The organism is bacterium, assembly GCA_040755795.1.
Taxonomy (GTDB): Bacteria; UBA9089; CG2-30-40-21; order CG2-30-40-21; family SBAY01; genus JBFLXS01.
In genome coordinates this window covers 1-12,544 of record JBFLXS010000085.1, presented here as the reverse complement: position 1 = coordinate 12,544, position 12,544 = coordinate 1, and the positions used below count along the sequence as shown (strand labels likewise).

Sequence of the window (12,544 nt, the reverse complement as noted above, 5' to 3'; positions counted from 1 at the left end):
TCCACTTGAATTCAAACAAACATGGCTCAAGAGTTCGATCCACCGCTATAGTGCATCCAATGACTCTATTCGATAATTCATCAAATTTCACTTCGTGCTCTCCGTGCCCTTCGTGGTGAATAGTTACGCGGATTTAGCAGATTGAGCGGATTTTTTTTATTTTTTTCCGCTCAATCCGTTCAATCCGCTTACAATAAAAAATGTAATCTGCGGTTAATTTCACCAATTCTCCTTCCAATCTCCTTGAAATCCATCCAGGCTTTGTATCCGTTATCTCCAAGATATTCAAGTTCAACCGGGACATAAAAAGAGTGCGTTTTCTTCTGATCATCTTTATAACCTGCATAATGAGAGTAGATAAGAAATTGTCAAGGAATAATTACTTATTAGTCTTAATCCCTTGTTGGATGTGAAGACTTTTTCAACATCCTCTTTACTAAAAAAATAATGTTGACAAACTGTGCAGAAATATGCTATTATAATTGCTACACATAAAAGTAATCGTTCAGCCACAGAGGCACAGAGTTCACAGAGAATTAAGGAAATTAGCCACAAATGGACACGAATTAACCTCTTCCCATAAATGTATGCGAATCTTCAGGTTCGCCTTTTGGTTTGCCAGAAACAAGGCTAAAGCCTCCTATTCCAAATTTTTTTGTATTTGTGTTCATTCGTAGTTATATATTCACTCTGTGTTCTCTGTGACTCTGTGGCTATATCCTGAACGGTTACAAAATCAGCGTAGGTAGAGGAAGTCCTTGTGAGATTCAAGGCACTGTCCCGCAACGGTAATAAAATCAAAAGATAAAAAACAGAAGACAGAAAAATAAGGTTTAACCTTATAAATCTGAGTTCGGACTTTTGATTATTGAGTCCGGCCGACTACCTACATTTGATAACTGCCTTCGCGGAAAGGGAATAAAAAGGAAAGATTTTAACCCAATCTTCTTCGTGGCGAAGGTTGGGTTTTTTGTTGAAGAGTAATAAAATCAACACTCAATTTTATGCAGGAGCATTCTTAAAAGGAGGTGGTAAAGAGTGGAAAAACCAAAAGCCAAAGACAAAAAAGTTATTGCCTTTCGCAAAAAATGTAAGGCTAAAGGCACAGGTCTTTCACATTACATTCTCCTCGATAAGAAGTAATGAACGACCCGGTAATCGGTTATCGGTAATACTGGTTACCGATAACCTGATTACCAAATTAGTAACCGTTCAGGATATAGCCACAGAGTCACAGAGAACACAGAGGGAATATAACAGTTATTAGTCAAAATTTTACTCACAGTGGATAAGGAAAAAATCCCAAATCCCAAGCACCAAATCTCAAATAAGCACCAAATTTCAAGTAATAAATACCAAACTATGTGAGGTAATGTTTTGAATTTTGGTCATTCGAATTTATTTGGAATTTGGAATTTGTGATTTGGAATTTCAGAGCCATATCTATGTCAAATTTCGATTAATAAGTGCTATAATTCGTATCCATTTGTGGTTAATTCCCTTAATTCTCTGTGAACTCTGTGCCTCTGTGGCTGAACGCTTACGGTGAACAGTTACATATTAGGAGATGGAGGAAATAAAATTATGGTAAGTTCGCGAGGAATTTATTTTAATACAGGTGATGGAATTTCACTTCAGCCCATAGATATTAAACATAAAGATTATCTCGGATTGGTATCTGCGGATACAGCCTTCTGGATGTTAGTTAAGAAAAGTCAATTGGTTAAGGTTTTGACTAACACATCTTCTTTGGAGGAATACCGTAAAAAAGAACAATCTTTTCTTAAAGAAATGGAGGCTTTGAGGTTTGGGTTGAAACCTTCTGCAGTTTATTTTAATCTAACTGACCGCTGTAATTTGAATTGTTCGTATTGTTACATTCCGGAAAGATTACGGAAGAATGGCAAACAAATGTCTTCTGAGAGAGTCTTGCGTGCACTTGAAATCTTAAAGGCTCATTTTAAAGACCAGCAAGCACAAATTGTCTTTCACGGTGCTGAACCACTGCTTAATAAAAAAGCACTATTTTTGGCTATTGATAGATTTAGAGATGATTTTCACTTTGGTATCCAGACTAACGCTACATTGCTGGGAAAAGAAGAAATAGAGTGGTTGACTTCAAGGCAGATAAGTATTGGGCTTTCTCTTGATGGCCACACAGCACAGGTGGCTGACAGATTGCGTAAAACCTGGGATGGACGGGGTGTTTTTCAAAATGTCATCAAGGCGATAAATCATCTCAGAGGTTATGAAAATTATTCGGTCATCTGCACCGTAACAAAGGAAAATATGTCCTCACTGACCAAAATAGTTGAATTTTTACATCATCTGGAAGTTCCAGTTTGTATGCTAAACCCGGTGCGCTGCACCCTACCAGATGCCCGCAAGTCTAAACCCACAGACTTTGACTTAGCAAAGGATTATCTCAAGGCATTAAACAAAATATATCAACTCTATAAAAAAACTGGCAGACGGCTTGTGGTTGCAAACTTCGCTAATGTTCTGGTAGCAATTATTGCTCCAACTGGTCGAAGGTTGATGTGCGATATTTCACCCTGTGGCGGAGGAAGATGCTTTTTTGCCATTTCAAGTAACGGCGATTTATTTCCTTGTAGTGAGTTTATTGGGTTAAAGGAATTTAAAGGTGGTAATCTTTTTCAAAACGATATTAATAAAGTCCTGACATCGAAACCATTTAAACTTGTTACCGAGCGAAAGATTGAAGACATTAATCCCTGTTCTCGCTGTGCCATAAGACATTTTTGCGGTTCACCCTGTCCGGCAGAGGCATATCAGATGAATGGAGCGATGGAAACTCGAGGTGCATTCTGCGAACTTTATGAGGAACAGGTGCGTTATGCCATGCGTTTGATTGCAGATGGCAAAGAGGATGCCTATCTCTGGGATAGCTGGGATAAAGGAACGGTAACCAGTTTGAATATAACCAGTGTGTAAAATAAAATAATGAAAAAGGCAAAAACTATTCAAATTTGTGGAACGGGCTCAGGTGTAGGGAAGAGTATTCTGGTAGCAGGGTTGTGCCGAATCTTTCTTCAGGAAGGATTTAAGGTAGCACCTTTTAAGGCACAAAATATGGCACTTAATTCCGCTGTTACTCAAGATGGTCTGGAAATCGGTCGGGCTCAGGCAATGCAAGCACAAGCCTGTGGATTAAAACCTACAGTTGATATGAATCCTGTATTACTTAAGCCGACCAGTAATGTCAACTCCCAGGTCATTGTTTATGGCAAGCCAATCGGAAATATGTCTGCCTTTCAATATTACAACTACAAATCAAAGGTATTTACTCAGGTCAAAAAATCTCTGAATAGATTAAGGCAGGAATTTGATATTGTGGTCATAGAGGGTGCAGGCTCACCCGCAGAGATTAATCTAAAAAAATACGATATTGTCAATATGCGGATTGCTCGGTTAATAAAATCGCCTGTATTGTTAGTCGGCGATATTGACCGAGGTGGTGTTTTTGCCTGGTTACTGGGCACATTACAACTTCTGTCTGAGTCCGAAAAAAAGTTAGTCAAAGGCTTTATCATTAATAAATTTAGAGGTGACAAAACCCTTTTGAAAAATGGACTGCGTTTTCTGGAAAGAGAATCAGGTAAAAAAGTGGTTGGTGTTGTTCCTTATTATGATGACATAAAATTGCCTCAAGAAGATTCCCTGTTTTTTGACCAGCCTAAAAAAAACAAGGTTAAACAAAACACAATAAAGATAGTTGTGGTCAGGCTACCGCATATCTCTAACTTTACTGATTTTGATGTCTTTGAACAGGAAGAAGTGGATTTTGAGTATAGCGTTGATATAAATGATATAAAAAAGGCAGACTGTATTATTTTACCCGGAAGTAAGAATACCTGCAATGATTTAGAGTTTCTTTATGAGAAAGGAATTGCTGATGTAATAAAACAAAAGGCAGAGCAAGGTTATGTTATCATAGGAATTTGCGGCGGCTATCAGATGCTTGGCAACAATATCCGTGATACCTTTGGCGTGGAAGGTAAAAAGAGTGTCCAAGGACTGGGATTGCTTGATATGGAGACGCAATTTAATAAGGAAAAGAGCACATATCAGGTGCAAGCCAAAGATTTAAACAGAAATCTCCTCATCAATGGTTATGAAATCCATCATGGTTTAACTAAAATTAATGGCTCGTATTTATTTTTAATTATCAAACGCGGGGACAAAAAAGTGCATATTAAAGATGGAGCAGTAAATTATGCGGGTAATGTCTGGGGTACCTATATTCACGGACTTTTTGATAATCCTTTATTTCGACATAATTTCTTAAATGAGCTGAGAAAAAAAAAGGGGTTGCCCATTAAACAAGGGATGGGCGAATTTTCTCAAGATAAGGAATATGATAAACTTGCTGATTTGTTACGAGAAAATCTTGAGATGGAATTTATAAAGGAAATAATTGGTGTCTATAATGGCTAAAACAAAGGCTTTTTGTTGCTGGAGTGGTGGTAAGGATAGCTTATTGGCTTGTGTTAGGGCAAGCAAAGAAGTTAAGGTTACCTATCTTTTAAATATGGCGGATGAAAATGGTATCTCCTCTCGTTCACACGGACTTGGTTCAAATGTATTGAAACTCCAGGCTGAGATAATCGGTATCCCGCTTGTTCAGAAGAAAACCAGCCGACAAACCTATGAACAAAGGTTTAAGGAGGCGATAGCTGAGATTAAAAATCTGGGTGTTTCTCAAGGTGTATTTGGCGATATTGATGTTGTAGAACATCGAGATTGGATTGAGCGGGTCTGTCGAGAAAAGGAGATAACCCCAATATTTCCCTTGTGGGAAGCAGATAGAGAGGAGATGCTTGCAGAATTTATGCAGGCTGGCTTTAGAGCCGTGGTTGTCTCAAACAAAATAGGACAAGAATGGTTGGGTAGAGAGATAGATGAGCAGTTTGTCAACGAACTGAAGGCATTGGGGAACATTGACCTATGCGGCGAAAATGGCGAATATCACAGCTTTGTCTATGATGGACCTATATTTAAAAAACCGGTAGTATTTACCCCGGGTAAAACTACCTTTAAAGACAATCGCTGGTTTTTGGAGATAATTCCAAAATAAACTAATTAGTAAGCATTCAGATAGTAATTCACCGCAGAGACGCAGAGCAACAGAGAAGATATAGAAATAAAGTAACTATTCAGCCTGTAGGAAAGTAGGAGAGGAGGGAAGTAGGAAAGGGAAAGAAAATGAATGAGAAGTTAGATGATTTTAGACAACTTGTAGTATGGCAAAAAAGCCATCATTTAAGAGTAAAATAGTATGAAGTATTTTCCCCCTTTCCTACTTCCTACTTCCTACTTTCTACTTGCTTGGTATGCTGAATAGTTACAATCACTGTTTCATCTGTGTCCATCTGTGGCTGAATAGTTACAATAGATTTTAATTTTTTCTCTGCGTCTCTGTGTCTCTATAGTGAATCAGGAGGTTAAAGAAATGGACGCAATCCTGCTTTTAGGACATGGCAGTAGGTTATCCGAAACCAATAAAACACTCCTTCAAATGGCTCAAATGGTTAAGGAGATAGGTAAGATACCATTGGTTGAGATAGCATTTTTACAGTTCCAGAGGCCTGATTTCTTTGACGCTGTCAAGACCTGCATCTCGAAGAACGCAAAAAAAATCATTGTCCATCCTTATTTCCTCTATCAGGGAAGACATTTTGAAGAAGATATAACCGAAATGATTACAGAGGCAAAAAAGAGATATAACGAAATTGAGTTTATCCTCACAGAACCTCTGGGCGTGCATGAAAATATCGCCAGACTCGTCCTGGAACGAACAAAGAAGAATATCCGTGAGGTTAAAATACTCAAATCTGATGAAATAGAGGAGAAAAGCATTGAGATAATTGGCGAAGAACTGGGTGAAACAAACTTCCGTGCTCCTGAATTATCCATTGTCAAAAGGGTTATCCATGCCAGTGCAGATTTTGATTTTGCTAAAAATCTACGATTCCACCCAGAAGCCGTAGAGGCAGGAATAAGAGCAATAAAGGCGGGAAAAGATATTCTTGTGGATGTCAGGATGGTTGAGGCAGGGATAAATAAGAGATTGCTTCAAAACTGGCATGGAAGAGTTATCTGTAAAATCCAAAATTTTGCTTCGCAACATTCTTCGAATTCAAAATCTAAAATCCAAACACCAGAAGATAAAACAAAAGCAGAAATGGGAATAGAAATGGCATTACAGAAAAATAACAATATTGGTATCATTGCCATTGGAAATGCGCCCACAGCCCTCTACCGGGCAATGAAACTCATCCATGCTGGAATTTACACCCCTGGACTTGTTATTGGTGTGCCAGTTGGCTTTGTTAAGGCAGTTGAGTCAAAAGAGGTGCTCCTGCATATGAAATATCCATTTATTACCTCAGTGGGAAGAAAAGGCGGAAGTCCGGTCGCAGTGGCAATAGTCAATAGCCTTTTAAAAATAGCAGAAGGAAATACAGTAACCGTTCCTGTGATTCAGACACTGGACATCAGACACAAGACTATAGACTCTATTTATGCAGGAAATTAGTGACATTTGGGAAATCATCCTCAAAACTTCACTCCCTGAATTTTTCCACCTGTGCAGTTAAACATTTCGCTCCTACGGAGCTGAATTCTTTAAGGATTATCATAGTCTACAAATATATCACTCCTAACGGAGTTTAAAAATATAGCACTTATTATTCAAAACTTTACTTAGACTGGAGTTTCGTGAATTTTCTATGATTCCTTTTACCTTTAATCTTTGCGTTCTTTGCGGTCGATTTCTTTGCGTTCTTTGCGGTTAAAAAAAGGGTAAGCGTTCAGATAGTAATTCACCGCAGAGACGCAGAGGAACAGAGAAGACATGGAAATAAATTAGATAACAGAAAAGATTAGGTAATACATAAAACATCAAAACCAAATTTGTTAATCAATCATGATATGTCGGTTCTTAAAAGCTTGCTCTGATGAAAATCAGGGATGGAATGAAGTGTATGGTAAATAGTTTTTTATTTTTTTCTCTGCGTCTCTGTGTCTGTGCGGTGAACGGTTACTTTTATTTTATTATAATCTCTATTTTACTCCGTGTTCGTAGACCAAAATCGTGTCTAACCCTATCATCTGAAACACCAGGCTGATAATGTTCAACAAAGTAACCTGTGATTACTTCGTTATTCCCTTCTTCGATAAAAAAGCAAGCAAACCCTACTACTTTGACCATTGAAGGGATGGGTTTAAAAATTTCGACAACCGGTATTTTTAATAATTTAGGACATTGTGGTGAGAAATTATTTATACGACAATCACTTTTACAAGCACCAGTAAAAAGACTGACTAATTCTTCCAATTCATTCCCTTTTAATTCACGCAGGTTAAAGATATTGCCTACTTTAAGTGTTTTAGAAAATGCAGACCCAAAATCCAGCCCGACTAATTTTTCTTCCAACAAATTCGTTTCTGGCTGTCTGGCAAGTTTATACAAAAAACCAAAGTTTAACCCCGAAGGTCGAATAATTCCCAGAGAAATAGTTTCTAATTCAGTAATAGGGCAAATCGTTCTTAAAATCTCTGCCTGTCTTTGGAGAAATAATGTAATTGTTTTCTTACCAACAAGCCAGGCAAAATAAGTATTGATGGATAAGGATTTATTAATGGTTATCTTATTTAGGGAGGGACTGATAATTATTTCCTCATCATTTAACAAAATACCATAATTTTTTGCCATTTGTTTTATCTTTTTATTAGTCGCCCGGGGTGTATCGATTAAAATAGCCCCTTCTTTAATTATCTCCTCCAAATATCCTTCTACTCTGTTTTTTATCAAATGTAGCCGGATGACATCCGTAATTAATCCGACTAAAAAAAGACCCACGATAATGGCAACTATTATTAAAATCTTATTTAACATCATACCTTACTCACCTTCATCTTCCTCAGGTTGAAGTCCATAGGTTATATTTGGAATTAAAGGTATTTCTTTTTCATCCTCATAATAACCTCCAGAAAAGTAACCAGTAGGCAGTCAAGTTAATAAGACGCAGATTTTCGCAGATTATCAGGATAATAAAAACTAAAATGATACTACAAAGACACAAAGATTAATTACTCGGTAGTGTTAAATAACTAAAAGTTTAATTGTATCCTGGTAACTAAAAAATCTTGAAAATCTGCGTTTATCTGCGTTCCCATTATTCCATTTTAATTGCCTGAATACAGGAATCACAGCCACCAAAATATAAAGTCTGATTATGAATTGTCGGCGTTGAACGAAGGTTATTTTTAATGTAATATTTTTGCAGGATAGTGCCATCCAGCGAACTTAAAGCAAATAAACATCCTTTATCCTGACCAGATTTAACTCCATAATAAATTATCCCATCTGAGATAACCGGGGAAGATTCTATTTTAACTCCTAAATTTCGCCTCCATTTCAGTTCAACTTCATTATTATCTTCTTTTAAGCAAATTGCAACACCTTCTCCAGTGCCAAAGTGGATAAGTTTTTCTCCGTTAAAAGTTACTTGAATTACTGGCGAAGAAAGAATATCAAAATGGCTAATATTTATCTCTGATGTATCATAAGCCCAGGATAATTCCTCAGATTGAATATCTACCGCATAGATATAATATTTTCCAGCGGTGAAATATACCTTGTTGGCAAATATAGTTGGTTTGCATCTAATTGGTTCTAAAGAGCCTGTCCAGGGATATGCCCATTTTAATTCCAATTTTCCTGATCTGAGTATCTTAAGTGCCCTTAATTTACCGTCATTTGAGCCAAAGTAAATAATTTCATCTTTAATCAATGGTGATGAAATAATCGAGCCAGAAGTAGAATAATTATCAATTATTTTACCGCTGTCAATATTTATGGCATAAAGTTTTCCCTCCACACTGCCTACATAACAAGTATCTTTGAAAATCACTGGAGAAGAATTACACCAGATATAATCTTCTCGACCATAGCCATCGCTAATCAAGGTAGGCGAAAGCCATTGCGGAGAACCAGTCATAGTATCTAATCTATAAAGATAGGTAAATCTCTGTGGATTGTTTTCAGCATTAAGTACAGTAAAGTAAAGGCAATTATTACTTATTATGGGATTAGATTGAATACAACAGCCACCTCGATTAAGTTTATAATTTTCATATTCTACTGCCACGCCATTTTTATCATAGAGGATGCCGGAAGATGTATCGAAACTCCACAATCTTCTGCCCGTCGTTATATCAAGTGCATACATAAATCCTGAAGCCACTCCGCAATATAAAATATCCTCCTGGATAACAGGCGAAGAATGAATATGAGACCTGGTATCAAATTCCCATATTTTTTGCATAGGTTGATGATAGGCGACAGCCCGTGTATTTATCTTTTGGTGACTAAAACCGAATATTACTCCAGAGATAAGCCTTATTTTTTTAGTTAAAAGGATTTCTATCTTCAAATCTTCTGTTTTAATCAAAATATTATCTATCTCAAAACCACTTTTTTTAATAAAATGATTTACAATCAAATTTACCATGGGAATTCCTTCTAAAAGATAAAAAGCACCTTTAGAGGCTGACTGTTCACAGATTGTTATCATTTCTGATTTCAATTGATAGATTCTTTTTAAATCAATATTCAGGAGTATAATTCCCATCAAGAAAAATAAAATTAAAGATGATAGAGATAGTGCCTGGATAAAAATATTATTTTTTTTTGCCAACGATATATTCTTCACTCTTCTACCCTCTAATATATATTTTAATAAAATATATCATTTAAGTCAATAAAAAAGGTTGACAATTTTTAAAAAATAATGTATCATATAATTACTTGAATTTTAAAAATTTCGGGTAGTGTTCGATTAAGTGTTAGGAGATAAACAAAATGTATATAAATAAAACCATTACAGGAAAAAATATAAAAATATTTATCAAATCAAATTTCCCACCTTTGTTTCTTCCTGGGGTTTGACATAAAAACACACTTCAATAGAACATCACCCATTTTAAGGGGGTGTAAAGATAGTGGAGCAAGGTAATATTATCATACCTGTCCTCATTACAGGGCTACTGTGTGCTATTTTGGGTTATTTGGGCCGTAAATATCTCGAAAAGGTTAAAACCTCTTCGGCTGAAGAAATAAGTAGACAGATACTTGCTGAGGCAGAAGAAGATGCGCAAAGAGCAAAAAAAGAAGCACTTCTTGAAGCAAAAGATGAGTTGTATAAGGAAAAGACTGAATTTGAACGGGAAACTCGAAACAGACGACTTGAACTTGAAAAATTAGAGACAAGACTTAGACAGAAAGAAGAAAGTTTAGAACAAAAATTGGGTAAATTAGAGAGAAAAGAAAAAGAAAACCAAAGTCTCCAAGATATACTTCAGCAGGAAAAAAAGGAAATAGAGAGGTTAAAATCAAACCAGATTAAACAATTAGAAAGTATTTCAGGATTAAGTTGTGATGAAGCCAAAAAGATGTTGATTCAAAGTATTGAAAGCGAGATTAGACATGAAGCGAATAAAATGATAAAAGAGATAGAGGATGAGGCAAAGAACACTGCGGAAAAGAAGGCTAAATGGATAATTTCTCAGGCTATTCAAAGATGTGCGGCTGACCAGGTAGTTGAAACTACAGTCTCTGTAGTTGCATTACCAAGTGATGAAATGAAAGGAAGAATAATTGGTCGCGAAGGACGGAATATAAGAACCATCGAGAATTTGACCGGTGTGGATTTGATTATCGATGATACGCCAGAAGCAGTTATACTCTCGGGCTTTGACCCAATAAAAAGGGAGATTGCTAAAGTTTCATTAGAACGATTGATTACAGATGGAAGGATTCATCCCGCAAGAATTGAAGAGGTAATTGCAAAAGTAGAAAAGGATGTAGAACAATCACTAAAAGAGGAAGGCGAGAAGGCTACTTTTGACCTCGGTGTTCATGGATTTAACAAGGAAATGCTGTATTTACTGGGTAAATTGAAATTCCGTACCAGTTTTGGTCAAAATGTCTTACAACACAGTATCGAAGTTGCTCAATTAGCCGCTCTTATGGCCGCAGAACTAAATGTAGATGTCCCTTTAGTTAAACGAGCCGGATTACTCCATGACCTTGGCAAATCAATCGATTCTACCGTAGAAGGTTCACATGCTTCTATTGGCGCCGATTTATGCCGTAAATATGGTGAATCACCTGAAATAATACACGCTATTGCCGCTCATCATGGAGAGATTGAACCCAAAACCGTCGAAGCAGTTTTAATTCAAGCCGCAGATGCTGTCTCGGCCGCAAGACCTGGTGTCCGAAAAGAAAGCCTGGAAAATTATATCCGCCGATTAGAAAAATTAGAACAAATTGCTAATTCTTTTCGTGGTGTAGAAAAATCTTACGCAATCCGGGCAGGTAGAGAACTACGGGTTATCGTCTCATCTAACGAAGTAGATGAAGCAGAATTATTTGCTCTGGGAAGAGAAATTGCTAAGAAGATTGAAGAAGAATTAGAATATCCTGGTCAGGTTAAAGTAACCATAATTAGAGAAACTCGTGAAGTAGTTTATGCAAAATAAAAAGTAATCGGTGACGAAAAAACCTTTTACCGATTACCCGAAGGAGGGAACAAAATATATCTTGAGAGTTTTAGTTATAGGTGATATTGTCGGAAAAAAGGGAAGACAGGTAATTAAGGCATTATTACCTAATATTAAACAAGAATATCAAATTGACCTCTGTGTAGCCAATGGTGAAAATCTTGCTGGCGGATTTGGATTAACTCAAAAAACAGCAAATGAAGTCTTTACTGCGGGCGTAGATGTTCTAACCAGTGGTAACCATGTCTGGAGTAAAAAAGAAATCTATGAAATAATAGAAAATGAAAATATCTTAAGACCCCTTAATTATCCCACTGGAGTTCCCGGAAGAGGATATAATCTTTATAAAGTCCAAAATGACCTGTTATGTGTGATAAATTTAGCCGGAAGAGTTTTCATTGATGAATTAGATTGTCCATTCCGGGTCGTCCTACCTGAAATTACTAAAATAAGAGAAAAGACAAAAAACATAATTGTAGATATGCACGCTGAGGCTACTTCGGAAAAAGTAGCTATGGGCTGGTATTTAGACGGAAAGGTAAGTGCAGTCATTGGCACACATACCCATGTTCAAACCGCAGATGAAAGAATATTGCCTGAAGGAACCGCATATATTACTGATGCCGGAATGACTGGTCCTCGAGATTCAATTATTGGTATAAAAAAGGAAATAGTTTTAAAAAAATTCCTGACTCAAATACCATTAAGATTCGAAGTGGCTAAAGGTATAGGTCAAATTGGCGGCGTCCTCGTTGAAATTGATACCTCTACGGGCAAAGCAAAAAGTATTATCAGAATACAACAATTTCTTGAGGAAGAAAATTCGTAACTGTTCACCGCAGAGATGATATGATAAAGTGTCAAGTTTGACCTGCGAAAGATTTTATGGTATACTATACAAAAAGTATTAACTAACTAAAATAAGGAGGACAAACTTATGACACAAACAACA

The 12,544-nt window shown here is 36.7% G+C and carries 9 protein-coding genes; 7 read left to right on the top strand and 2 right to left on the bottom strand.

Features of this window, described 5'->3' with window-relative positions:
- The first annotated feature begins 1,038 nt into the window (after positions 1–1,038).
- From cbpA to AB1414_07610, 5 genes are all read left to right on the top strand, one after another.
- The gene (cbpA, locus tag AB1414_07630) at positions 1,039–1,143 is read left to right on the top strand and encodes a modified peptide precursor CbpA (GenBank protein MEW6607311.1); all 105 of its coding nucleotides are present in this window, start codon (positions 1,039–1,041) and stop codon (positions 1,141–1,143) included.
- 441 nt (positions 1,144–1,584) lie between these two features.
- Positions 1,585–2,955, top strand: coding sequence for a peptide-modifying radical SAM enzyme CbpB (gene cbpB, locus AB1414_07625; protein MEW6607310.1), 1,371 nt, complete (start codon positions 1,585–1,587; stop codon positions 2,953–2,955).
- Positions 2,956–2,964: 9 nt separating this feature from the next.
- Positions 2,965–4,458 carry a cobyric acid synthase gene (locus AB1414_07620; GenBank protein ID MEW6607309.1) on the top strand — a complete coding sequence of 498 codons (1,494 nt, stop codon included), beginning with the start codon at positions 2,965–2,967 and terminating at the stop codon, positions 4,456–4,458.
- A complete protein-coding gene (locus tag AB1414_07615) occupies positions 4,451–5,098 on the top strand; it encodes a diphthine--ammonia ligase (GenBank protein MEW6607308.1) in 648 nt (215 codons plus the stop codon). Before AB1414_07620 ends, AB1414_07615 begins: the two co-directional genes overlap by 8 nt.
- A gap of 375 nt (positions 5,099–5,473) precedes the next feature.
- On the top strand, positions 5,474–6,559 hold the full coding sequence (locus AB1414_07610) for a precorrin-8X methylmutase (protein MEW6607307.1): 1,086 nt from the start codon (positions 5,474–5,476) through the stop codon (positions 6,557–6,559).
- Between the two features lie 510 nt (positions 6,560–7,069).
- Here the strand turns inward: AB1414_07610 and AB1414_07605 are convergent.
- Together AB1414_07605 and AB1414_07600 are read right to left on the bottom strand one after the other, a co-directional pair.
- A complete protein-coding gene (locus AB1414_07605) occupies positions 7,070–7,924 on the bottom strand; it encodes a hypothetical protein (protein MEW6607306.1) in 855 nt (284 codons plus the stop codon).
- Positions 7,925–8,201: 277 nt separating this feature from the next.
- Positions 8,202–9,740 (bottom strand): PQQ-binding-like beta-propeller repeat protein, encoded by a 1,539-nt coding sequence (locus AB1414_07600; GenBank protein MEW6607305.1) that lies wholly within the window; start codon positions 9,738–9,740, stop codon positions 8,202–8,204.
- 289 nt (positions 9,741–10,029) lie between these two features.
- On the opposite strand from AB1414_07600, the gene rny reads away from it, so the two are divergent.
- Complete coding sequence (rny, locus tag AB1414_07595) at positions 10,030–11,571, top strand: ribonuclease Y (protein MEW6607304.1); 1,542 nt, start codon at positions 10,030–10,032, stop codon at positions 11,569–11,571.
- Between the two features lie 61 nt (positions 11,572–11,632).
- Entirely contained in the window at positions 11,633–12,421 is a 789-nt protein-coding gene (locus AB1414_07590) for a TIGR00282 family metallophosphoesterase (protein MEW6607303.1), read from the top strand.
- The last annotated feature ends 123 nt before the right edge of the window (positions 12,422–12,544 follow it).

Coding starts and splice junctions, on each gene's coding strand:
- cbpB (MEW6607310.1), top strand. CDS start 1,585: ATGGTAAGTTCGCGAGGAATTTATTTTAATACAGGTGATGGAATTTCA.
- AB1414_07620 (MEW6607309.1), top strand. CDS start 2,965: ATGAAAAAGGCAAAAACTATTCAAATTTGTGGAACGGGCTCAGGTGTA.
- AB1414_07615 (MEW6607308.1), top strand. CDS start 4,451: ATGGCTAAAACAAAGGCTTTTTGTTGCTGGAGTGGTGGTAAGGATAGC.
- AB1414_07610 (MEW6607307.1), top strand. CDS start 5,474: ATGGACGCAATCCTGCTTTTAGGACATGGCAGTAGGTTATCCGAAACC.
- AB1414_07605 (MEW6607306.1), bottom strand. CDS start 7,924: ATGATGTTAAATAAGATTTTAATAATAGTTGCCATTATCGTGGGTCTT.